Below are 23362 nucleotides of genomic sequence, written 5' to 3'. Positions count from 1 at the left end.
CTGCCCTACTGCCGGGTGCCGCAGCCCGGGCAGAACGCGGCGCCGGCCGGCACCACCGCCTGGCAGCCCGTGCACTTGGCCGGGTCGGTGAGCCGGAACCCGCAGCCGGGGCAGAAGGCCGAGCCGTGCGTCTCGTGGCTGCACTGCGGGCAGACCAGCTGCCGCGGCGTCTCCACGTCGTAGCTCTGCGCGTTGCGCTGCCCGGCGGAGTAAGCGCGCTCGCTGACCGCGTCGTTGAGGCCGCGCCGGCGAGCGACCTCCGCCTCGGCGGCGGTGTCGGGCGCGCACCCCAGGCAGAGGCCCTGGGCGCCGTTCCAGCACTTGTCGCAGACGTGCTGGGTGCAGCGGGCGCAGCGGTGGAAGTGCCCCTGCGCGTTGGCTATCGCCCGCTCGAAGGCGGCGTCGCGCGAGCTGCCCCAGGTCGCACCGGCCAGGCCGTCGGCGGCGCTGGTGATGGTGCCGCCGTTGCCCCCCAGCATGCTCCAGGCCGCACCCACCCCCTTGCTGACCCAGCCGGCCGCCCGACCGGTGGTGAACCGCTCGAACGGCGAGCGCCAGGTGTCCTGGCAGCGTGTGCAGTTGAACTCGAACTGGAAGCCCGCACCGGTCCCGTACTGCTCGCACAGGTCCCGGTGGTTGTTGGTGAAGTAGATCTCGCTGCTCACGGGTGTACCCCCACGCGTCCTTTAGGTTCTGCCCAGCCGTACGACGCCGGGTTCGGGCGAGTGGTTCTGGGCTTGGGAAGGGTGACATGAAACGGCGTCGGATGGGAAGCTTCGGCCGGGCTCCACCCACGGGTTGACGGCGCGGGTCAACCCGCAGCTCAACCCCTGTGTCGACGCCGTCACGCAGGGTCCGCAGGATCCTGGGGGCATGGACACCACGATGCTCCGGGCCGCCGCGGCCGGTCGGGCTGGCCGGGGCCGCTCCCGCCTCCCTATGCTGCACAGCATGGCGAGCACAGCGCAGCAGCCGGGCCACGGCCCCGGCCGGTCCCACGCACCGGCCGGACCGATCGCCACCCCGACCCCCGCCACCCCGGTCGGCACCGCGCAGCCCGCCGCCGGCGACAGCGTCCGGCTGGCCGACGCCAGGCTGCGCGTCCAGGAGCGGTACGAGCGCCAGATCCACCGGCTGCGCCCGCTCACCTGGCTGATGCTCGCGGTGATAGCGCTCTGCGCGTGGACCGGCAGCCCGCGCCCCGGCCTGTCCGGCACCGGACTCGCCCTCAGCGTCGGACTGGCCTGCTACGCCGTCCCGCTGATCCTCGCAGCCGCCGGCCGCTGGCCCGCCGACGCGGCCTGGCGGCAGGCGCTGGCCGTGCTGGTCTCGGTCGCGGGTCTCGGGGTCTCCGCGCTGGCGCCATTGGCCGCACTCGGGGACATCCCGGTCTCCGCCGCGGTGATGCTGACCTTCATCTGGCTGGAGTTCCGCCAGGCCGTGGTGATCGGCGGGACGACCACGGCGCTGCTCGCGGTGGTGCTCGTGCTGACCGTCCACAACCCGGTGGCGTCCGTCACCGCGGCCGTGCTGCTCTGCGTGGTGCTGGCCGTCACGGCCGAGCTGATGCGCCGCAGCCGGGAGAGCTCGGCCCGCGCCGAACTGCTGCTGGCCGAGCTGGAGGACGCCCGGGAGGCCGAGACCAGGGCCGCCGCCGGGGCCGAGCGGGCGCGGATCGCCCGCGAGCTGCACGACGTGCTGGCGCAGTCGCTGTCGGCGCTGTCGATCCAGCTGGAGGGCGCGCGCCGACTGGGCGAGCGCGAGCAGGTGTCCGCGCTGCTGCAAGGGGTCATCGACCGCAGCGTCGAGCTGACCCGGGAGGGGCTGAACGAGGCCCGGCAGGCCGTCGGCGCGCTGCGCGGCGACCGGCTCCCAGCGCTGGACGACCTGGCGCAGCTGGTCGAGCGCAGCCGGCGCGATCTGGAACTGGCCATCGGGTTCTCGGTGCTGGGCACGCGGCGGCCCTGCGACCCGGACGCCGGCTTCGCGCTCTACCGCGGGGTGCAGGAGGCGCTGACCAACGCGGCCCGCTACGCGCTCGGCGCGGCCGTCGAGATCGTCCTGGACTACCGTGCGGACGGCATCCTGGTCACGGTCGCCAACGGCCCGGGCGCCGGCGCACCGCCGTCGGCTGCCTCCGGCGGCGGGGGCAACGGGCTGCGCGGGATGCGCGAGCGGATCGAGCGGGTCGGCGGCAGCGCCGAGGCCGGACCGGCGGCCGGGCCCGGCGGCTGGCGGGTCATCATGGCGGTCCCGGCGTGAGCCGGGAACTACAGGACGGGGATGACGAGATGGGCGGGGAGATGGGCGGGGACATGATCCGAGTGGTGATCGCCGACGACCAGCGGGTGACCCGGGACGGGCTCGCCCTCCTGGTGGGCCTCAACGAGGGCATGGCGGTGGTCGCGCTGGCCGGGAACGGCGAGGAGGCGGTCGCCGCCGCGCTGGAACACCGACCGGACGTCGTCCTGATGGACCTGTCGATGCCCGTGATGGACGGCATCGCCGCCACCGCCGCGCTGGCCGAGCAGCTGCCGGGCACCCCCGTCCTGGTGCTGAGCACCTACGCGGACGACGCCTCGATCTTCCCCGCCCTGCGCGCGGGCGCCAAGGGCTACCTGACCAAGGACGTCGGTTCGGAGCGGATCGAGGCCGGCATCCGTGCCGTGCACGCGGGGGAGACCTGGATGGACCCGGTGGTCCAGCAGCGCCTGGTGGCCGCCCTCGCCGGCGGACCCCCGGCCGTGCCGGCCCCCGCCCCCGCCCCTGCTTCGCCCGTCCCCGTGGACGACGGCCTGACGGACCGTGAGCGCGAGGTGCTGCTGCTGATCGCCGAGGGCCTGTCCAACGCCGAGATCGCCCAGCGCCTCTTCCTCGGCCAGGCGACCGTCAAGACCCACATCAACCGGCTCTTCGCCAAGACCGGCGCCCGCGACCGCGCCCAGGCGGTGCGCTACGCCTACCGCGCCGGGATCGTGCCCAGCGACGGCGGCTGACCGGGCCTACGGCCGAGCCCGCCAGGATCGTCCAGGAACTCCAGCACGCCGAGCGCCGCCAGCAGCCCGACCCCGAGCCAGAACACCACCAGATCGGTCGGATAGCTCCAGGTCAGGAACAGCCCGACCACCACGGCCAACGCGGCCCAGCAGAGCCACAGCTTGAACCGGTGGACGAACCGGCCGAGCGGGCCGAGCCGCAGGCCCAGCTGCTGCGCCGTCTGCCGGACCGCGCCGAAGCCCGCCCGCCACAGGCTGCGCACCTGCATGGCGTGCCGGCCGGGGCCGGTCACCCAGCCGCCGAGCGCGGTCAGTACGCCCAGCGCGACCACCGCCCGGACCGTCCCGCGCAGGAAGTGCACGAGCGCGTCGTAGACCGCCCCCGCGGCGGCCTGGTCCACCGTGCTCGGCAGCTTGTCGAGGTAGAGCGCGCGGAAGACGGTCAGCCCGACGGTCAGCAGCCCGGCGCCGACCGCCATCGCGAGCGCGGCGGTGACCAGCGCCCGGCGCCGCCGGACCGACAGCAGCACCCCGGCCGCCGCGCACAGCACGGCCGCCACCGGCAGCCAGTCCCCGGCCAGTTGCAGCACCCGCAGATAGGTCCGGGCCTTGCCGACGGCCGACGACTCGGTCAGCACGAAGCTGGTGTGGATGGTCGGGATCCGCCCGGCGACCGAGAGCCCGCCCGCCACCAGGCGGCTCTTCGCCTGGTCGATCAGCGGCGCCAGGTCGAGGGTGACCGTGTTGCCCTGGATCTGCACGGCACCGCCGCCCTCGCCGGTCAGCGCCTTGTCGACGGCTGCGTGCGCCGCCCGGTTGGCCTGCGTCCAGAGGGCCGCGAACGAGTCGCTGCCCACCACCGAGGCCACCTGGGTGTGCACGAAGCCGGTGAGGCCGTCGGTGACCGCGCTGCCGACCGTGCCGAGCAGCGAGCTGAGCAGTGGCCGGTCGGTCGGCGCCACCTGGTCCAGGAGTGAGCTGATCGGCAGGTAGCCCATGATCGCGGTGGTCGCCCGGTCGGTCACGGCCGCCTGGACAGCCGGGTTCCGGGCCAGCGGGGCCACCGTGGCGACGTACCGGTCGGTGTCGGTGACCTGCGAGTTGACCCAGACGGACAGCACGCCGAGCGGGGTGAGCAGGAAGGCCAGCAGGATCAGCACGGCGGCGAGCAGCGACTGAAGCCGACGCCCGGGGCCGGTCCTGGAGGGGGGCTGCTCCAGGCGCTCGACCCGCTTGCGCAGTTCGACCAGTTCGACCGGTTCGGCCGCCGCCGCGTCGTCCGGCTCGGGACTGGCGCTGCCCATGGGTACCTCCGGTCACGGGTCGATCCGTGCGGGAGCCCGAAGGGTGCCCTGGGACGGATGCGTTTCCGATCAGGAGATACCAGAACAAATCGGACGGCCACTCGAACGACAGAACCCCCGGCCCGTCAGCTGACGGACCGGGGGTTCCGGTCGAGACTGTGCCGCCCGGCAGAAACTCAGGCGGTGGTGTGCGGCTTCGGGACCTCGTCGACCTTGGTGACGGTGACGGGGGCCACGGCCGGGCGGGGCTGCTCGGTCGCGGTCGACTCGGCGGTCGTCGCGTCCGTGCCGTCGGCCGGTGAGCCGTCCTCACGCATGGCCTTGGTCTCGGCCTTCAGGATCCGCATCGACTTGCCGAGGCCGCGTGCCATCTCGGGCAGCTTCTTCGAGCCGAACAGCAGGATGATGACAGCCAGGACCACCAGGAGGTGCCAGGGCTCCAGACCGTTGCGGAACATCCCTGACCACCGGTCCCTTCGGTTTACTCGCCGTTGCATAGCCGGACGGGACCGCCCGACCACGTCAGTATGCCTGGCTCGGCGGGCGAACGTATACACCCGCTGGGAAACGATGGTCAAAGAGCCGGTGAAGTGCGCCGATTCTGCGGATTTCGGTGTTGTGTGGTCTAAACCACTTTCACCCGTACGGGTCAGTGGATCTGCGCTGCCGGGACACCGGTCCGCGTCTCATCTGTCTTCCGGGCTGCCGGTACCGCCGACGTCGGCAGATGACCCATCAGGCGGTTGGCCGTGAACGCGGCGCCGACCATGAAGAGCAGCCCGACCACCGCCGCCACGTGCATGCCATCCGCGAAGGCCGCACGCGTCAGGGTCAGCAGCTCGCCGCCGGCCCGGGCCGGGAGCTGCGCGGCGACGGTGACCGCACCGCCCAGCGTGTCGTGGGCGGCGCGCGCCGCGCCGTCCGGCAGTGCAGCGGGGAGCGAGCCGTTCAGCTGCGAGCGGTAGACCGCGGCGCCGGCCGCGCCGAGCACGGCGATGCCCAGCGAGCTGCCCAGTTCGGAGGCCGTCTCCGACATGGCGGCGGCGGCGCCGGCCCGCTCGGGCGGTGCGGCCGAGACGACCAGGTCGGCGGTGAGCATCATGGTGCCGACGGTCCCGGCGGCGAGCACGCCGGCCGCGACGAGCACCAGGGCGAGCGGGGAGGCCGGGGTCACCAGGGTCATCAGCGCGAAGCCGGCCGCGCCGATCAGGAACCCGCCCGCCATCTGCCGGGCCGGCCGCACCCGGCCGGCCAGCGCCCCGGAGAGCCCGACCGCCGCACCGACCCCCAGGCTCGGCAGCAGCGCCCAGAGCGAGGCGCTGAGCGGGCTCATGCCCTTGACCAGCTGAAGGTACTGGGAGGTGAAGAGGGAGAAGCCCATCATGGCGAACATCGCGACGGTGTTCACCGCGATGGATCCGGAGTAGCTGCGGATGCGGAACAGCTCCAGGTCGATCAGCGGGTGGGCGGCCGTCCGCTGGCGCCGGACGAAGAGCGCGCCGAGGCCGAGGCCGGCGGCCAGCACCAGGGCGGGCGCCGGGCTCCAGCCGTCGACGGCCAGCGTCTTGATGCCGTAGACCACGGGCAGCACGGTCGCGATCGACAGCGCGGCGCCCGGCAGATCAAAGGCACCGCTCTGCGGCGAGCGGTGCTCGGGCAGCAGGAGTGGTCCGACGAGCAGCAGCAGGGCCATCACCGGGACCGAGACCAGGAAGACCGAGCCCCACCAGAAGTGCGCGAGCAGCAGCCCGCCGACCACCGGACCGAGCGTGGCGCCGCCGGTCATCGCGCCGGTCCAGGCGCCGACGGCGAGTTGACGCTGCTTCGGGTCGGGGAACATGTTCCGGATCAGCGCGAGGGTTGAGGGCATCAGGGTGGACCCGGCGACCCCGAGCAGCGCCCGGGCCGCGATCAGCTGCGCGGCGCCGTCGGCGTAGGCGGTCAGCAACGACGCCCCCGTGAAGCCGGCCGCGCCGATCAGCAGCAGGCGCCGTCGGCCGATCCGGTCGCCCAGCGCGCCCATCGGGATCAGCAGCCCGGCCAGCAGGAACGAGTAGATGTCCATGATCCACAGCTGCTGGGTGGCGCTCGGCCGCAGATCGGTGCTGATGAACGGCACGGCGAAGAAGAGCACACCCATGTCCATCGCGAGGACCAGGGTCGGAAGCAGGAGGACGGCGAGGCCCGTCCAGGCGCGGCGGCCGGCGAGGCCGGTGGTTGCGGTCATGGGGGGAACGGTACGGACGTTTGAGACGCTTGTCTAGGACGTCTGTACAAGACGGGTGTCCAAGACGCTTGTGCGGATCTGCCGTAGCATCGGCGCATGGGAAACCGAGAAGCCCTGCTCGCCGGGGCCAAGCGCTGTCTGTACGAGAAGGGCTACGGGCGGACCACCGCGCGGGACATCGCGACCGCCTCGGGCGTCAGCCTGGCCGCGATCGGCTATCACTTCGGGTCCAAGGACGCGCTGATGAACACCGCGCTGATGGACGCGATCGGCGAGTGGGGTGACGCGCTCGGCGCGGCGCTCGCGGACGCCGCGTACGTCCACGCCACACCGGAGGAGCGCTTCGTCGCCAGCTGGGACCGGGTGCTGGAGACCTTCGTGGAGCACCGCGGGCTCTGGGTCGCGCAGTTCGAGATGATGACGCTGCTGGACCAGGCGCCGGAGCTCAGGGAGGCCCTGTCCGGGGTGCAGAAGATGGCCCGGCTGTCCCTCGCCGCGCTCTTCCAGGGCAAGGACGAGGTGCCCGACAACGAGACCGAGCTGAGCCGGGGCATCTTCTACCAGGCGATGCTGGCCGGGCTGGCGGCGCAGTGGCTGGTCGCGCCGGAGCAGGTGCCGAGCGGGCGCGACCTGTTCCGCGGGCTGCAGACCGTCTCGGCGAGCGTGCTGGGCGGCGCCTGACCGACCGCCCTCGCCGAGCGGCCCGGTTCGGACCAGCCCGGGATGCGGGTGGTGCGCCGCTCGCCGATGGTGGACCCATGGCGATCAATCAGAAGTCCTTCGGCGGATTCCAGCCCAACCGCAAGCTGATCGGTGCCGGTCTGCTGCTCGGCGGCGTCGGCGCGGTGGCGGGGCTGCTGGGCACGGTCATGGTCGGTGTCGCGCTGGCCACCGCCGGCCGCGGATGGGTCCGGCAGCTGGAAACGCCGCCGACCGAAAGGGCCGCCCGCGCGTTGCAGCAGGCCCGGGCGGCCTCGCAGGCCGGCCTGGACGCCTGGCGCAGCGGCGCACCGGTGAACTAGGAGGCCAGTTCCGCGGCGACCGCGGCCCGCAGGTCGCGCTTCAGCAGCTTCCCGGTCGGGTTGCGCGGCAGCGGCCCGGTGCGGAACAGCACGTGGGCCGGCACCTTGAACGCCGCCAGGCGGCCGGCCACGTGCGCCCGCAGCTCGTCCGCGTCGGCGTGCGCCCCGGGGCGCAGCAGCACCACGGCGGCGACCTCCTCCCCGAGGACCGGGTGCGGGACGCCCAGCACCGCCACGTCCGCCACCGCCGGGTGGTCGTGCAGGACGCCCTCCACCTCCACGCAGTAGACGTTCTCGCCGCCGCGGATCACCAGGTCCTTGATCCGGTCGACGATGTAGAGCTCGCCGTCCCGCAGGCAGGCCAGGTCGCCGGTGCGGAACCAGCCGTCGGCGAACGCCTCGGCGGTGGCCTGCGGGTTGTTCCAGTAGCCGCGGAAGACCGCCTGCCCGCGCAGGCGCAGCTCGCCGACCTCCCCCTCGGGCAGCGCCGCGCCGGACGGATCCGCGATCCGTACGGACACCGCGGGGGAGGGGCGGCCGATGCTGCCGGGGAACTCGAAGTAGCGGGTGCCCACGCTGGCGATCACGCTGCCGCAGGTCTCGGTCAGCCCGTAGCCGTTGCGGGCCTCCATCCGGCCGGCGAACCGCTCGGCGATCCGCCGGGGCAGCTCCGGCGGTGCGGCGGCGCCACCGGTGCTGATCGTTGCGAGGCTCGGCAGCGACGCCTGCGCGCGGTCGACGGCGTCCAGCAGCCCGAGCGCGGTGGTGGGCACGCCCGTGAACGCGGTGATCTCGTGGCGGGCGATCAGCTCCAGCGCGAGCGCGGGATCCCACTTGCGCAGCAGGACGGCCGTGCCGCCGCTCGCCATCAGCGGGAACAGCGTGGTGAAGGCGGCGACGTGGAAGAACGGCCAGGTCAGCAACGCCGTCTGCGGGGTGGCCTGGGCGGGTTCCCGACCGGCCGTCAGGACGGCGGTGGCGGCGAAGAAGCGCGGGCTCATGGTGGCGGCGCACCAGGCGGACTGGGTGGCGGTCACGCCCTTGGGGCGGCCGGTGGTGCCCGAGGTGTACATGATGGTCGCGTCGTCCTCGGGGGAGACCGCCACCTCGGGGGCCGGCATGCCGTCGGCGGGGGCGGGCAGCCGCTCGTACCGTTCGGTGCCCGGGACGGGGGCGTCGGCGACGCCCACGGTGAGCAGCCAGGGACGGTCCGCGCCGCAGGCGGCGAGCCAGGGTCCGAGCCGCTCGACGCGTTCGGCGTCGGCGACGATCAGGCGGGGCGAGCAGTCGTCCAGCGCATGACCCAGCTCCTCGCCCGACCACCAGGCGTTCAGCGGGACGGCGATCAGCCCGGCCAACTGGGTTGCCCAGAAGGCGACCTGCCACTCGGGCAGGTTGCGCATCGCGATCGCCACCCGGTCGCCCGGGCGCAGCCCGTACCGGTCCAGGCAGCGGTGGGCCAGCGCGGCCGCCGCCGCGTAGTGCTCGGCGTAGCTGTAGCTGTTCTCGCCCAGCACCAGGAACGGCCGGTCGCCGTGCGCCAGGGTGGCTTCCAGGACCTCGCGCAGCACGGCGGGCCCGCTGGTGTAGCGCGGCCCCTGCGGCGTCTCGGTCACCGCGAACGGCGTGCCGGGGGCGGACAGCGCGGCCTGCACCCGGGCGACGACGGCGAGCGAGTGGCTGGACGGTACGGGGCGGGCCATGAACGTCCTCGGGGTGGGCTCTCGGAGGTGGCGGCGGGCTGCCTGGGGGAGCAGCCCACCGCCGTCGGGCGGCCGGTGGAACCGTGGGGGTGGCCGCCCGGGTGCTCGGCCGCTGGTGCCGACCGAGTCTCGAAAGGGGCTACAGGCCCATGGACTTGGCGATGATGGTCTTCATGACCTCGCTGGTGCCGCCGTAGATCCGGAAGACCCGGTTGTCGGTGTAGAGCCGGGCGATCGGGTACTCCAGGATGTATCCGTAACCACCGTGCAGCTGAAGGCACTTGTCGACCACCACCGACGTCGACTCGGTGCAGAAGAGCTTGAGCTCGGCGGCGTCCGCGATCGTCAGCTCACCGGTCTGGTAGAGCTCCAGCGCCTGGTCGACCATGGCCTGCTGGGCCGTCACCTGGGACTGGCAGTCGGCCAGCGTGAACTTGGTGTTCTGGAACTCCGCGACCGTCTGGCCGAAGACCTTGCGGTCCTTGACGTAGGCCAGCGCGAAGCGCACCGCGGCGGCCGCGGCCGCGTAGGCGCCGACGGCGATCGCCAGCCGCTCCTGCACCAGGTTGTGGGCCAGGTAGCTGAACCCCTTGCCCTCCTCGCCGAGCAGGTCCGCCACCGGCACCTTGACGTCGGTGAAGGCCAGTTCGGCGGTGTCGGAGGTGCGCAGGCCGATCTTCTGCAGCTTGCGGCCGACCGAGTAGCCGGGGGACTTGGTGTCCACGCACAGGATCGAGAGTCCGGCCCGGCGGTCGGCCGGGTCGTACGGCGCGGTGCGGGCGACCACCAGCACCAGATCGGCCACCACGCCGCCGGTGATGAAGGTCTTGGCGCCGTTCAGGACGTAGTGGGTGCCGTCCGCCGAGAGCTTGGCGGTGGTGGTGATGCCCGCGAGGTCGGATCCGGCGCCCGGCTCGGTCATCGCGATCGCGGTCATGATGTCGCCCGAGACGAAGCCCGGCAGCCAGCGCTGCTTCTGCTCCTCGTTGGCGTACTCCATGATGTACGGCAGGACCAGGCCGGTGTGCACGCCCGAGGACCCGAAGGTGACGCCCGCCCGGGCGGCCTCCTCGACCACCACGGCCTGGTACTTGAAGCCGGTCTCGCCCGCGCCGCCGTACTCCTCGGGGACCTCGATGCCGAACACGCCCAGCGCGCCGAGCTTGTTGTAGAACGAGCGCGGCGGGTGCCCCTCGGCCTCCCAGCTCTCGTAGACCGGGACGACCTCCTTGGCGATGAACTCCCGAATGGTGCTCCGGAACGCCTCGTGGTCCTCGTTGTAGACGGTACGGCGCACGATGGCGCTCCCTTCGCAGACGGCGCGGTTGGCCAGGGTGATCGTTGGGCCAAGTTAATCCTCGGTAGCCGCGCTGTCCAGAGTGCGCGACCGGTGAGTTCCCTCCAGGTGGAGGGCCCGCAACGGTGGACCTCCGGGCGGCTTATGTGAATCATTGCTAGCAGAACAGACAGGTCGGGTCGGGGCGGCCGAGGAGCCGGGAGGTGCGGATGGCGGAGCAGGCGGCGGCGCGCGGAGCCGCCCGGCGACCCCGGGGACGCCGGGGGCAGATCCTCGCGGTGGCCGCGGAGCAGTTCCACCGCAGCGGATACCACCAGGTCGCGATGGCCGAGGTGGCGGCGGCCGTCGGGATCACCGCGCCGGCGCTCTACCGCCACTACCGGGGCAAGCCGGAGCTGCTGCGCCAGGCCGTCCGTTCCGGGCTCGACCAACTGTCGGTGGCGGTAGCGGGAGTTGCCGAGTCCGCCGGACAACCGGAGGAGCTGGCCCGCGCATTGGCGGGCGTCGCGCTCGACCAGCGGGCGCTCGGGACACTCTGGCAGCGCGACGCCCGGCTTCTGCCGCCCGCCCAACGCGCCGCTCTGCGCCGCACGCTGCGCGCCGACGTCCGGACGGCGGCCGGCCTACTGCTCGCCACCCGCCCGGAACTGCCGTGTGCGGACGTCGAGTTGCTGGTCTGGTCGACGCTGTCGGTCTGCTCCAGCCTGTCGTACCACACCTTCGCGCCGCCCCGGCGCCGCTTCGAGCGGCTGCTTTGCGACCTGGTCCTCGCGCTCTTCTCGGCCTCCTGCGACGGCCGCCCAACTGCCGTCGCCGAGCGCCCGATGGTGCGCGGGGAGGTCGGATCGGTCGGCCGGCGCGAGGAGTTGCTGACCGCGGCCGTCCGACTGTTCCACGAGCGCGGCTTCGACAACGTCACCATCGACAGCCTGGGCGCCGCCGTCGGCATAGCCGGACCGAGCGTCTACCGCCATTTCCCCACCAAGGCAGAGCTGTTGGCCGCCGCCCTGGTCCGCTGCCGGGAACGCCTCTGGCACGAGGTCTCCGCCGCGCTCGCCGCCGCCAGCGGTCCGGCCGAGGCGCTGGAACGCGGCCTCGACGCCTACGTCGACTACGCCCGCCGCAACCACCACTACCTGGGTGCCATGGTGAGCGAGACCGACCGCCTGCCCGCCCCCGAGCGCAAGGCCGCTCTCGACTTCCGCCGCGACTTCCTGCGCGTCTGGGTCGGCCTCCTCCAACAGGTCCGCCCCGGCTACGACAACGCCGAGGCCCGGATCCGGGTCCACGCGATGTTCGCGGTCGTCAACGACGGCGTCCGCAACCCCGCCCACACGGCCCGTCCTGACCTGGGGGTGTGTCTGACCCTGCTCGCCCGCAGGGTGCTGGGGCTGGACTGCTGACGCATCAAATGACTGGCGGTGGGATGATCGCCACCGTCACAATGCGCTGCTGTCGGCAGCTTGCCAATCCGGGGGAACCCACATCTTGAGACTTCGCCACGTCGCCGGCCTCTCCGCCGCGACCGCCCTCACCCTGCTCGGCCTGCCCGCGATACCCGCGGCCGCCGACGCGGTGACCACCCTGTACGTCAACAACGCGGGCGGGAACTGCAGCGACGCCGGCAACGGCACTCAGGCGCTGCCCTACTGCACGATCTCGGCGGCGGCAAAGGTCGTCCAGCCGGGCCAGACCGTCCAGGTCGCGCCGAGCAGGTTCGGCTACTCGGAGCAGGTCGACCTCACCCACTCGGGCACGCCGGCCCAGCCGATCACGTTCGTGGGCGGTGCAGCTCCGGGCGGCAGTAACGGGGCTTCCATCCGGGGCGCCGGCATGACGCCCGGCGCGCATGCGCTGGGCATCAACGGCCTGCACGACGTCACGGTCACCGGATTCACCTTCGACGTGGGGACGTCGGTCGCGGTGCTCGACTCCAGTCGGATCACCGTCGACAACAGCTACGCCGTGGGCACCGTGGCCGTCTCCGGGCAGAGCGACCACGTGTCGATCACCCGAAACAGGATGCTGGACGTGGCCGTCTCGGCCGGGGTCCAGTCCACGGTGATCAGCACCAACGAGATCGACGACCCCAGCGTCGCGATCACCGCGGTCGATGCCCCCGGGACCGTCGTCACCAACAACACGATCTCCTACCAGTGCTACGGAGGTGTCTCCCTCACCGGCGCCTCGACGGGCTCCACGGTGGAGAACAACATCGTCGTCGGTACGCAGGCCAGCTGCCCGTCCGGCACCTCGGGGAACCTGATCTCGCTCTCCGCCGACTCCGTCGCGCAGAGCAAGGTGGACTACAACATCGTCCACCCGGCGTCCGGCCAGTCCGCCTACAACTGGGCGGGAGCGGCCTACAGTTCGCCGGCGGCCCTGCAGAGTGCCACCGGTCAGGGCGCTCACGACCTCGACGAAGCCGTGCAGTTCGAACCCGCCACCTACCCGCGCGTCCTCATCGCCAAGGACGGTTCCGCGGCGATCGACTCCGCCGACCCGCAGGCCCCGGGCATCCTCGACACCGATCTGCTCGGCCACAAGGCCGTTGACGACCCGAACGTGGCCAACACCGGTCCGGGTGGGAGCTTCCGTGACCGCGGCGCCGCCGAGTTCCTGGGTCTGACGTCGGCGGGCTTGGAGTTGCTGGAGCCGTACCTTCCCTACCAGGGCCCCACCCCGCTGGTGGTGTCGATGCAGGCGTCGGCGACCGACCGCTGGAACAGCAAGCTGACCTACAGCTTCGACTTCGGTGACGGCAGCGCGCCGGTCGTCACGACCGACGCGATCGTCACCCACACCTACCTCACCACGGGCGGCTACCGGCCCTCCGTCACCGTCACGGACGGGCTCGGCGGATCGCTGACGGGGACCGTGACGTCGACGCCTTCCCCGGTCAAGGTGACCGAGCCGGGATCGCTGGCCGCGAGTGTGACCGTGACTCCCGGTGGCGTGCCGCTCGGCTACCACTTCGTGGCGACGACCACCGGTCCCTGGGCCGTGGACAGCTACCAGTGGACCTTCGGTGACGGCAGCACAGCCACCGGCGCCACCGCTGACCACACCTACCAGAAGGCCGGCAGCTACAACGCCACCCTGACCGCCCTCGACGAGGACGAGCACACGGTGACCGTCCAGCAGACCGTGCAGGTCGCCCTCCAGCCCGCCGGCTACGTCCCGGTCGCGCCCACCCGGCTGGTGGACACCCGCAACATCGCCGGCGGCCGCCTCGCTCCGAACAGCGCGATGCTGGTCGCGACGCATGTGCCCGCCTCCGCCACCGCCGTGGTGCTCAACGTCACCGCGACCGGCGCGAGCGACTCCACCCACATCGACGTGGCGCCCACCGAGGAGTCCAGCACGTCGACCCTGAACCTCGTCCCGGGGCAGACGGTCGCCAACCTGGCCACCGTGGCGGTCGATCCGAACGGCAACGTCTCCGTCCGCAACAACAGCGGCTCGGTGGACGTCGTCGTCGACCTCTTCGGCTACTACGCGCCCGCCACCGCCGACAGGTTCACCACCACTGCCCCCACCCGTCTGCTCGACACCCGCAACGGCTCCGGCACGCCGCTCGGGTCGGGGGCCGTCACCACCGTGCAGGTGGCCGGGGTGAACGGGGTGCCGGCCGACGCGACGGCGGCCGTGTTCAACCTGACCGCCACCGAGCCCGACACCGACGGCTACCTCGCCGCCTACGCGGACGGCGCCGCCCGGCCGGGCACCAGCAACGTCAACTTCACCCGGGGCCAGACCGTGCCGAACCAGGCCATCGTGCCGATCGGCGCCGACGGCAAGGTGGCGATCTACAACTTCGCCGGCCACACCCAGGTGGTCGCCGACCTCTTCGGCTACTACAGCCCGGAGGGCAAGGGGCTCTTCACGCCGGTCGCCCCGACCCGCCTGGTGGACACCCGCAACGGCGCCGGTACCAAGGTCGGGCCCGGCAGCTGGCTCCCGGTCAGCGCGGCCGTCCCGTTCGGGGTCCCGGCGAACGCCACCGCGGCGGTGCTCAACGTGACCGCCACCGAGCCCGACACGGCGAGCTACCTCGCGGTCCGCGCCGACGGCTCGGGCACCCCGGGGACCAGCAACCTCAACCTGGTGCCGGGGCAGACGGTCGCCAACCACGTCTTCACCGGGCTCGACGCCAAGGGCGGCTTCGCGGTCTACAACCTCGCCGGGAACACCCACGTGATCGCCGACCTGTTCGGGTTCTTCACCGACAACTGAGCATCACGCACCCCCGAAACCCCTGGGCCCTGTCCGGTCGGCACTGACCGGACAGGGCCCAGGTCTGTCCCGGGGGACGGCCTACTCCGCCGGGTCGACCAGCCGGTGCCCGTCGGTCAGCAGCCCGGCGCGCTTCACCGTGCGGATCACCGGTGTCAGCTCGACCTTCTGGATCGCGGGCAGCGAGCCGACCTTGCCGGTGAGGAACTCGTAGAGCTCGTCGGTGTCGCGGCACAGCACGACGGCGACCAGGTTGGCCGAGCCGGTCACGGCGGCGGCGAACGGGACGCCCGGGTGCGCGGCCAGCGCGGCGCCCGCGGCGGGGAGGTCGGCGGGGGCGACCGTGGCCCACAGGGTGGCCTGGGTGGGGAAGCCGAGCAGCGCCGGGTCGATCTCGACGTCGAAGAAGAGCGCGCCGGTGTCGTGGAGGTGCTCCAGGCGGCGGCGGGCTGTGGACTCGGAGAGCCCGGTGGCGCGGGCCAGCTCCGGGTAGCCGACCCGGCCGTCCCTGGCCAGCGCGGCGAAGAGCGCGAGGTCGGTGGCGTCCAGCTGGACCTGTCCGTGGCCGGGCTGCCCGACGTGTTCCAGGGCGGTCACCTGCTGCGGGGTCAGCCGGTCCAGGCCCAGCCAGCGCGAGGGGCCGCCGACGAAGACCCGCAGCACGGTGTGCGCGGTCACCGCGGTGACCCGCTGGGTGCGCGGGAGCTTGTGCAGCAGCAGGGCGTCGCGGTCCTCCCGGGTGCGCGCCCGGGTGACGCAGTTGACCTCGGTGCCACCGGAGTTGAGGGTGACCCAGGCGATGTCGGGGCGGCGGGCCAGCGCGTCCGCGACGGCCACGGCGGCGTCCGGGGTGCACTGCAGTCGCAGCCAGGACTCCAGCAGCCCGACCCGGTGGCCGACCGGCAGCCCGACCACCCGGATCAGCCCGGCGGTGCGCAGCCGGCGGTAGCGGCGGATCACCGTCTGGTCCGAGACGTCCAGGACGGCGGCGATCCGGCTGAAGGGGGCGCGCCCGTCGATCAGCAGGGCCTGCACCAGCTGGTGGTCGAGATCATCGAGTTCTGTCATCGTCTGGCCAGCTTATGTCGGAATCCGGCGCTGCGGGCGGCCTGGATAGAGAAGTCAGTCGGTGCGGTGCGACCTTCAGGGGGACGAAACCAACTCGACCGAACGGAGAAGTCCGATGCGCAAGTGGCTGCCGCTGACCGCGGTGTGCCTGGGGGCGTTCATGCTGCTGGTGGACGTCACCATCGTGACCGTCGCCCTGCCGGACATGGCCAGGAGCCTGCACACCTCCTTCGCCGACCTCCAGTGGGTGATGGACATCTACGCCCTGGCCCTGGCAGCGCTGCTGCTCGGCGCCGGGTCGCTGGCCGACCTGGCCGGGCGGCGCAAGGTCTACCTGGCCGGCCTGGTGCTCTTCGCCGCCGCCTCACTGGCCTGCGGGCTGGCAACCGGCCCGGCCGTGCTGATCGCCTGCCGCGGTCTTCAGGGCATCGGCGGCGCGGCCATGTACGCCACCACGATGGCGCTGCTGAGCAGTTCCTACCAGGGCAGGGACCGCGGGATCGCGTTCGGCGTCTGGGGCGCGGTGAACGGCGCCGCGGCGGCGGCCGGCCCGGTGCTGGGCGGCCTGCTCACCCAGCACCTGGACTGGCGCTGGATCTTCTACGTCAACCTGCCGGTCAGCGCGCTGGCCGTGTTCGTGACGCTTCGCTACGTCGGCGAGTCGCGCAACCCGCACGCCAAGGGCGTCGACGTGCCCGGCATGGCCGCCTTCACGCTGGCGGCCGGCGCGGTCACCTACGCGCTGATCCGGGTCGGTGACAACGGCTGGACCTCCACCACCACGCTGGGCCTGTTCGCGCTCGGCGCGCTCGCCCTGCTGGCGTTCGTCCTGGTGGAGCGGCGCAGCAGCCGTCCGATGCTGGACCTGGCGCTGTTCCGTAGCCCGTCCTTCGTCGGCATCATGCTCGGCGGCCTGCTGCTCTCCGGCGCTGCCTTCTCCTACCTGGTGTACGCCTCACTCTGGCTGCAGTCGGTGCGCGGGATGGGACCGGTGACGGCCGGTCTGGCGTTCCTGCCGATGAGCATCGCGGCCTTCCTGGTGTCGGCGGCGGCCGGCCGGCTGCTGCACGGCGCCTCGCCCCGGTTGACCATCGGGATCGGCATGCTGCTGATCGGCGCGGGCGCGCTGCTTCAGGCCATGGTCGGTGCGGGGTCGAGCTGGACGGTGCTGCTGCCCGGCCTGGCGCTGGCCGGTGTCGGCGTGGGTCTGGCGACGCCCTCGCTGGCGGCCACCGCGATGGCCGCGGTACCGGCGGAGCGCGGCGGGATGGCGGCCGGTGCCGTCAACACCGCGCGCCAGCTGGGCAATGCGCTGGGGATCGCGGTGCTGGGCGCCGTCTTCCAGGACAAGGTGCTGGCCGCGCTGCGTGCCTCGGCGACCGCGCTCGCGGACCCGAGGACGACCGCGGACGCGCTGACCGGTGGCCGGGCGGCGGCCGTGATCGCCCGCACCGCACCCGGGCAGCGGGCGGCGGTGTCGCAGCTGGTGCACGAGGTGTTCGCGGCCGGACTGCGCCAGACCTTCCTGGTGGCGGGCGCGATGGGTCTGCTGGGCGGGGTGGTCGTCCTGCTGCTGGTCCGCCGCCCGGCCGCTCCTGCGGGTGTGCCGAAGGGCGGACCTCGTCAGGCCCGCCCTTCTCAGAAGCCGGTGACGGCTCAGGAGGCGATCAGCGGGTAGTGCACCGTGTGGCGGAAGTTGAGGTTGCCCTGCACGGCGCCCACGCCGCCCGAGTTGCCGGCCACGGCGGTGGTGTTGTTCTGGTTGCTGCCGCCGGAGCCGGTGGCGGTCTGCTGCGAGGAGTTGCCGTTGCCGGTCACGCTGCCGACCACGTTGCCGGAGCCCCAGTTGCTGACGATGCTGCTGTTGGATCCGTTGTCGGATCCGGCGGAGTTGTCGGCCTGGGCGGTGCCGATGCCGATGACGAGAAAGGCACCGAGGGCGGTGAGGGCGGTGAGTGCACGGGTACGGGACACGATGGTCTCCCTAGTTCTGCTGAGGTTGCGAGTGTGGCGCTCCCGGGGTGGCCGCCCCGGCCGCGCCGTTGTCTGACGTCGCACCAGCAGCATCCACCAGCGGATCGGTCGACTTCCACGGATTTCGGGGCGATTCGCTCAATCGTGTCAAATGGGTGAGAAGGCCGCCGTCCCAGGTTTGCGCCACGCCCCCGGGGGAAGCCCGCAGCCCCGTCCGTGGGGACCTGGGGAAAGCGCTGGTCCCAGGTTTGTCGTACTGGCAGACTGGGGCCTCATGTCTGAAGGTCACGAGCCAGACCGCACTCCGGGCGGCACACCGGGCACGCCGCCGAACCTGCGCACCACCGAGGTCGACCTCGGCGGCCTGGTGAGCGTCCTCGCCACGCACCTCTACTCCACGCCGCTGGTCGCGCTGCGCGAACTCGTGCAGAACGCGCACGACTCGCACACCCGCAGAAGGCTGGAGGACCCGGACGGCGCCGCCGGCCACACCCCCGAGATCCGGGTGCGCGCCGGAGCCCGCAGCGTGGCGATCGAGGACACCGGGGCGGGCCTGACCGAGCCGGAGATCCACGCCTACCTGGCCACCGTCGGCACCGGCTACACCCGGCTGCTGCGTGAGGTGACCGGCAGCGAGGAGCTGATCGGCGCCTTCGGCCTCGGCTTCCTCTCCGCCTTCTCGGTGGCCGACGAGGTCACCGTCACCACCACCTCGCACCGCGAGCCCGCGCAGGGCCACCGCTACCGCAGCCGCGGCGGCGAGCAGTACAGCGTCGAGCCGGTCGCGCCGCGGCGCACCCCGGGGACCGTCGTCGAACTGGCCCTGAAGGCCGAGCACGCGCACCTCGCCGACGAGCAGGCTCTGCGCGAAGTGCTGGGCCGCTACTGCGTCCTGCTGAGCGTGCCGGTCTACGTCGGCGACGACGAGAAGCCGGTCAACGCGATCCCGGTGCCCTGGCGCGAGCCCGTCCCGACGACCGGTCTGTACGCGGCGCGGATGGACTTCGCGGCCGCCTTCGGCCGCCGCTTCGCCCCGCTCACCGCGTTCCCGCTCAACCCGGCCGACGAGGGCGCCGACAGCGTCGGCCTGCTCTGGGTGCAGGACGGCGGCACGTACGGCAGCAGCGACAACCGCGACCTGGCCGTCTACCTGCGCGGCATGCTGCTCGCCGACGACGCCCGTGACCTGCTGCCGAGTTGGGCCGGTTTCATCGGCGGTGTGGTCGAGTCCAACCGGCTCACCCCGACCGCCAGCCGCGAGGACCTCCAGCGCGACGAGCACTATCGGGCGCTGCAACAGGAGTTGACCGACGCGATCGTCAACGGCCTGTACGAGACAGCCCGTTTGTACCCCAGCGCCTGGCGCCGGATCCTGGCCCGGCACGGGCAGGACCTGCTCGGCGCGGCGCTCTGCGACGACCGGCTCTTCACGCTGCTCGCCGACGACGTCCCGGTCCCCACCTCGCAGGGCGATCTGACGGCGGGTGCGCTGCGGGCCGCGGGCAACGGCGCGGTGCACGTCGCGCTCGGCTCCGGCGGCGGGTTCGAGGAGATGCTCTACCGGGCCATGCAGGTCCCGATCGCGCGCGGCGACCGCTACGCGGTGCTGCCCTTCCTGCGCCGCTACGCGCAGCTGCGGGACTGCCGGATCGTCGAGTTGGGCGCCGAGAGCGGCAATCGCGAGCTGTTCCGCGACCCGGAGACGCCGCTGCCGGCCGAGGAGGAGGCCTGGCTCGCCGCCGCGCTGGCCGAGGAGGGCGAGCAGCTGGTGCCCGCCAGGTTCGATCCGCCCGGCCTGCCGCTGGTGCTGGTGCCCGACCGCGAGGCCGAGTTGAAGGCCAGGATCGAGGACGACGCGGCGGACGCCCGGATCCCGTCCGCCGCCCTGCGGCTGGCCCGCGCCTTCACCGCCCGTACGGACGGCACGGTCAAGGCGCGGCTCTACCTCAACACCGCCTCGCCCGCGGTGCGCGACCTGCTGGCGGCCTACCGGTCGGGCCACACCGGCAGCGCCACGGCGGCCGGCCTGCTGCGCTCGCTCAAGGTGATCATGGCCGCGGCGGCCGGCTCGGCCGGCGGCGACCTCGCGGCCGCCCTGGCCGGGGTGGGCACCGCGGTGGCGGCGCTGACCGCTCCTTCTGACGCATTGTCAGTGGGGTTCGGCACACTGTTCGCGAGCGACGAACCAGGGCTGGACGAACGAGGGGAGGGCGGCCGATGACCACGGACGTCTGGGGCTGGGTCCACGACACGCATGCCCGGCTGGCCGAGGACGGCCAGCACCGGCTGGCCACCGCTCTCGCCGAGATCGCCGGCCACGCCGTCGACGGGCGCAACGACCAGCTCGACGCGATGTTCCCGGAGGCGCTGGCCTCGGCCCGCGCCCTCGGCCTGCCCTGGGCCGAGGTCTTCCTGCGGCACTGGCGGCTGCAGAACCTGCTGAACAAGCGCCACCAGGGTGAGCAGGCGATGGCCGAGGCGGTCTCGCTGCTGGAGTTCGCGCACCGCGAGGAGACCGCCGCCTGCCCGCAGTCGGTCTGCGCGGTGCAGGACTTCACCATCTGCCACGCCAACATCGACGGCCCCGGCTACGTCCCCGAGCGGCTCGCCGTGCTGGAGGAGGCGCTGGAGCGCGTCGAGCCGGCCCGGGCCTGCTTCGACTGCCTCTCCCGCGAGTACGCCGACACGCTGGAGGACGACGGCCGCGCCGAAGCCGCGCTCGTCCACCTGGACCGCGCGCAGAGCCGGATCCAGGCCGCCGGCGAGCGTGTCTCGCTGGCCTTCGGGCACGGCCGCGCCTCCGCGCTGTACCGGCTCGGCCGGTACGAGGAGGTGCTCACCGCGCTGGACACCGCCGAGCAGGCGTACGTCGCCGCCCGCAACGTCCTGGACGACGACGACCGCCGCAAGCTCGGCGTCCACCGAGCCCGCGCGCTGGCCGCGCTCGGCCGCTGGGACCAGGCGCTGGAGCAGCTGCCGCCGGCCGAGGAGGCCGACGCCTTCGCGGACGTCCGGCACCGCTGGGCCGACGCGGTGGAGCGCCTGGTCGCCGCCGACCGGTACCCCAACGACGTCCGCCTCGGTGTCCGGCTGGCCGGCTGGGTCTCCTACCTGGACGCCGCGGGTTCGCACCGCCCGTGCCTCGAACTGGCGCTGGTGGCCGGCCGGTTGGCGGTCCTTCGGGGTGCCGGTGCGGTGGCGCTCGCGCTGGTCGCCACCGGCGAGCGCAAGCTCACCGGGCTGCGCCGCACGGACGGTGTGGCCGAGCAGCTCGCCGAGCTGCGCAGCGCCGCGCTGGCGCTGGGCACCCCCGAACTGCCGGTGCCGGCCGGTGAGCTGGCCGACTGGCTGGCCGCCCGTCCCGAGACGGCCGAGCAGGACCCGGAGGGCGACGCGGACCTGCTGACCGCCGCCTGGGCGGTGGTCGGGCGAGAGCCCGCCGCCGACCCGGCCCCGGCCACCGACCTGCTGCTGCACCTGGCCGGGCTGCTCGCCTCGCTCGGCCACGAGCACGCCTCGGCCGAGCTGCTCTGGGCCCGCCTGGAGCAGGACCCGGGCCACCAGCAGCTGACCGGCATGCTCGGCTCGGTGCTGATCGAGGCCCGCGACGACGAGGGCATCCGCCGCCTGGCCGACCTGCTGGCCGAGCGCAGCCCGGGCGACGCGCACTGGATCCGGGCCCGCTGGGCAATCGCTCAGAGCCGCTGGGCGGAGGCCGTCGAGCAGTGCGAGGCGCTGCTCGCCCTGGAGCCGGACCGGATCAACCCGCGCCGGCTGGGTGCGGCCGCCGCCACCGAGCTCGGCGACCACGTCGCCGCCCAGCGGTTCTTCGAGGAGCTGCTGGAGCACGCGCTGCCGACCGACGGCACCCCGCCCGATCAGCAGTACCGGACGGTTCAGGAGTCCGACCTCTGGCACCTGCTGACCGCCGCCACCGCCAACCGCGACTGGCAGGCGGTGCGCGCCGCCGGGGCCCGGCTGGGCATCGAGTTCGACCAGCCCGACGGCCCGGTCGAGGAGGAGTGGCAGCTCGTCACCGTGCGGGCACGGCGCACCAACGGCGCGAACACCGATCTCCCCGCCGTCCGCACCGGCCCGGCCACCGCACGGCTGCTGCCGGTGCTGGGCGAGGACGTCCCGCTCAACCACCGGGACGTGGTGGTCTTCGCCCCCGCCCTCCTGGAGCACCCGCCGGCCGAGGACGCGCCGCAGGAGGAGCAGGAGCGCTGGCGGCCGACCTTCGAGCTGCTCACCCTGCTCGACCCGGCCGGGTACACCACGTACTGGTTGGACGGCGGCTGGCCCGGCTCGGAGGCCTGGGGCGCCTTCCGCGCCGCGCTGAGCGAGGCCGGGTACGGAGTCTGGGCGTACAGCGGCAGCCAGTACATGATCACCGACCCCGACTCCTCCGAGGAGGACGGCGAGCTGCCCGGGATCTACGCGGCCCTCGGCGTTCCGCCGACCGCCTCCGCCGCCGAGGCGGACGCGCTGCTGCACAAGCTGACCGGGCCGTGGGAGCACCCGCTGTCCTGGCTGGAGCTGGCCAAGGCGGCGGGCGCGGACCCGGCCCGGCACGAGGAGGTCGTCGACCGCTACGGCCTCTGACCCGCGACCGGTGCTTTGCCAATGCTTTACCATCACATGGTCAAGCCTTGGCGTGCGAGGTGCTGCCGCGAGGCCCGAGACCACCCCGGAGCGCGCCCACCGTGACCACCCTCGCCCTCGGCCCGTCCTGGCTCGATCCGACCACGCTGATCTCCGGCTTCGGACTGCTCGGCATCCTGGCCGTCGTGTTCGCCGAGTCGGGTCTGCTGATCGGGTTCTTCCTGCCCGGCGACTCGCTGCTCTTCACCACCGGCCTGCTGGTGGCCCACGGCCAGTACCTCACCCAGCCGCTCTGGCTGGTCTGCCTGCTGGTGGTCGCCGCCGCGATCGCCGGGGACCAGGTCGGCTACCTCTTCGGGCGGCGGGTCGGGCCCGGCCTGTTCCGGCGCGGGGACGCGCGGTTGTTCCGGCAGGAGAACGTCGAGAAGGCGAGCGCGTTCTTCGAGCGGCACGGTCCGAAGGCCATCGTGCTGGCCCGCTTCGTGCCGATCGTGCGGACGTTTCTGCCGATCGTCGCCGGGGTCAGCCGGATGAACTACCGGACCTTCCTGATCTTCAACGCGGCCGGCGGCCTGCTGTGGGGCGGCGGGGTGACGGTGCTCGGGTACTTCCTGGGCCAGGTGGCGTTCGTCCGCGACCACATCGATCTGATCCTGGTGGCGATCGTGCTGGTGTCGGTGCTGCCGGTCGCCTTCGAGCTGCTGCGCGCCCGCCGGGCGGCCTCCAGTCGTGCCGGGTGACGCGGTCGGGCTCGGCAGCCGTATTGTCTGCTCTCCGGACAGTCCGTCCGGTCGATTTTCGCCGCCGGCCTCGGCCGACCCGTACATGTGCGTCCGCGGTCGCCGTCAGGCAAGGTGGAGGCGAAGATCATGAGCGGTGGCGGGTCCACCCTTGGGTGGTGAGGAGCGGCAGTGCCTAAGCGGGGCCGAC

18 protein-coding genes are annotated in these 23362 nt (G+C 73.0%); 10 read left to right on the top strand and 8 right to left on the bottom strand.

All coding sequences use genetic code 11. From position 1 onward, the window contains the following. Window positions 1-5: 5 nt before the first annotated feature. Window positions 6-665 carry a zinc ribbon domain-containing protein gene (locus P3T37_RS23950; protein WP_280725874.1) on the bottom strand — a complete coding sequence of 220 codons (660 nt, stop codon included), beginning with the start codon at window positions 663-665 and terminating at the stop codon, window positions 6-8. A 286-nt stretch (window positions 666-951) separates the two neighbouring features. Here P3T37_RS23950 and P3T37_RS23945 point away from each other — a divergent pair, with 286 nt between their 5' ends. Further along, window positions 952-2262: a histidine kinase gene (locus P3T37_RS23945; protein ID WP_280725873.1), complete on the top strand. Its 1311-nt coding sequence runs from the start codon at window positions 952-954 to the stop codon at window positions 2260-2262. A gap of 41 nt (window positions 2263-2303) precedes the next feature. Then, window positions 2304-2996, top strand: a complete 693-nt coding sequence (locus tag P3T37_RS23940; protein WP_280725933.1) for a response regulator transcription factor — start codon at window positions 2304-2306, stop codon at window positions 2994-2996. Here P3T37_RS23940 and P3T37_RS23935 read toward each other — a convergent pair. The 3 genes from P3T37_RS23935 to P3T37_RS23925 form a co-directional block, all read right to left on the bottom strand. Then, window positions 2960-4300 carry a hypothetical protein gene (locus P3T37_RS23935; protein ID WP_280725872.1) on the bottom strand — a complete coding sequence of 447 codons (1341 nt, stop codon included), beginning with the start codon at window positions 4298-4300 and terminating at the stop codon, window positions 2960-2962. The two genes, P3T37_RS23940 and P3T37_RS23935, sit on opposite strands and share 37 nt — an antisense overlap. Window positions 4301-4476: 176 nt before the next feature. Then, a complete protein-coding gene (tatA, locus tag P3T37_RS23930) occupies window positions 4477-4758 on the bottom strand; it encodes a Sec-independent protein translocase subunit TatA (RefSeq protein ID WP_280725871.1) in 282 nt (93 codons plus the stop codon). A 191-nt stretch (window positions 4759-4949) separates the two neighbouring features. After that, window positions 4950-6527: an MFS transporter gene (locus P3T37_RS23925; RefSeq protein WP_280725870.1), complete on the bottom strand. Its 1578-nt coding sequence runs from the start codon at window positions 6525-6527 to the stop codon at window positions 4950-4952. Between the two features lie 96 nt (window positions 6528-6623). Here P3T37_RS23925 and P3T37_RS23920 point away from each other — a divergent pair, with 96 nt between their 5' ends. Both P3T37_RS23920 and P3T37_RS23915 read left to right on the top strand, forming a co-directional pair. After that, a complete protein-coding gene (locus P3T37_RS23920) occupies window positions 6624-7208 on the top strand; it encodes a helix-turn-helix domain-containing protein (RefSeq protein WP_280725869.1) in 585 nt (194 codons plus the stop codon). Window positions 7209-7285: 77 nt separating this feature from the next. Beyond that, window positions 7286-7549 (top strand): hypothetical protein, encoded by a 264-nt coding sequence (locus tag P3T37_RS23915; RefSeq protein ID WP_280725868.1) that lies wholly within the window; start codon window positions 7286-7288, stop codon window positions 7547-7549. Here the strand turns inward: P3T37_RS23915 and P3T37_RS23910 are convergent. After that, window positions 7546-9252 carry a class I adenylate-forming enzyme family protein gene (locus tag P3T37_RS23910; protein ID WP_280725867.1) on the bottom strand — a complete coding sequence of 569 codons (1707 nt, stop codon included), beginning with the start codon at window positions 9250-9252 and terminating at the stop codon, window positions 7546-7548. The genes P3T37_RS23915 and P3T37_RS23910 overlap by 4 nt on opposite strands. A 139-nt stretch (window positions 9253-9391) precedes the next feature. Continuing rightward, window positions 9392-10549 carry an acyl-CoA dehydrogenase family protein gene (locus P3T37_RS23905; RefSeq protein ID WP_280725866.1) on the bottom strand — a complete coding sequence of 386 codons (1158 nt, stop codon included), beginning with the start codon at window positions 10547-10549 and terminating at the stop codon, window positions 9392-9394. 209 nt (window positions 10550-10758) lie between these two features. Here P3T37_RS23905 and P3T37_RS23900 point away from each other — a divergent pair, with 209 nt between their 5' ends. Both P3T37_RS23900 and P3T37_RS23895 read left to right on the top strand, forming a co-directional pair. Beyond that, window positions 10759-11952 carry a TetR family transcriptional regulator gene (locus P3T37_RS23900; RefSeq protein ID WP_280725865.1) on the top strand — a complete coding sequence of 398 codons (1194 nt, stop codon included), beginning with the start codon at window positions 10759-10761 and terminating at the stop codon, window positions 11950-11952. Between the two features lie 85 nt (window positions 11953-12037). Next, on the top strand, window positions 12038-14785 hold the full coding sequence (locus P3T37_RS23895) for a PKD domain-containing protein (protein ID WP_280725864.1): 2748 nt from the start codon (window positions 12038-12040) through the stop codon (window positions 14783-14785). An 81-nt stretch (window positions 14786-14866) separates the two neighbouring features. Here the strand turns inward: P3T37_RS23895 and P3T37_RS23890 are convergent, their stop codons facing one another. Continuing rightward, window positions 14867-15853: an AsnC family transcriptional regulator gene (locus P3T37_RS23890; protein ID WP_280725863.1), complete on the bottom strand. Its 987-nt coding sequence runs from the start codon at window positions 15851-15853 to the stop codon at window positions 14867-14869. Between the two features lie 115 nt (window positions 15854-15968). Here P3T37_RS23890 and P3T37_RS23885 point away from each other — a divergent pair, with 115 nt between their 5' ends. After that, entirely contained in the window at window positions 15969-17531 is a 1563-nt protein-coding gene (locus P3T37_RS23885) for an MFS transporter (protein ID WP_280725862.1), read from the top strand. Here P3T37_RS23885 and P3T37_RS23880 read toward each other — a convergent pair. Continuing rightward, the gene (locus P3T37_RS23880) at window positions 17510-17827 is read right to left on the bottom strand and encodes a hypothetical protein (protein WP_280725861.1); all 318 of its coding nucleotides are present in this window, start codon (window positions 17825-17827) and stop codon (window positions 17510-17512) included. The genes P3T37_RS23885 and P3T37_RS23880 overlap by 22 nt on opposite strands. Window positions 17828-18101: 274 nt before the next feature. Between P3T37_RS23880 and P3T37_RS23875 the strand changes: the two genes are divergently transcribed. The 3 genes from P3T37_RS23875 (at window position 18102) to P3T37_RS23865 (ending at window position 23172) form a co-directional block, all read left to right on the top strand. Continuing rightward, complete coding sequence (locus P3T37_RS23875; RefSeq protein ID WP_280725860.1) at window positions 18102-20048, top strand: ATP-binding protein; 1947 nt, start codon at window positions 18102-18104, stop codon at window positions 20046-20048. Then, window positions 20045-22432 (top strand): hypothetical protein, encoded by a 2388-nt coding sequence (locus P3T37_RS23870; RefSeq protein WP_280725859.1) that lies wholly within the window; start codon window positions 20045-20047, stop codon window positions 22430-22432. The genes P3T37_RS23875 and P3T37_RS23870 overlap by 4 nt, the downstream gene beginning before the upstream one ends. 101 nt (window positions 22433-22533) lie before the next feature. Next, a complete protein-coding gene (locus P3T37_RS23865; RefSeq protein ID WP_280725858.1) occupies window positions 22534-23172 on the top strand; it encodes a VTT domain-containing protein in 639 nt (212 codons plus the stop codon). Window positions 23173-23362 lie beyond the last annotated feature (190 nt).

The organism is Kitasatospora sp. MAA4 (assembly GCF_029893355.1).
Lineage (GTDB): Bacteria > Actinomycetota > Actinomycetes > Streptomycetales > Streptomycetaceae > Kitasatospora.
Note: the sequence above shows the minus strand (reverse complement) of the source record. Positions and strands in the feature narration are given on the sequence as shown.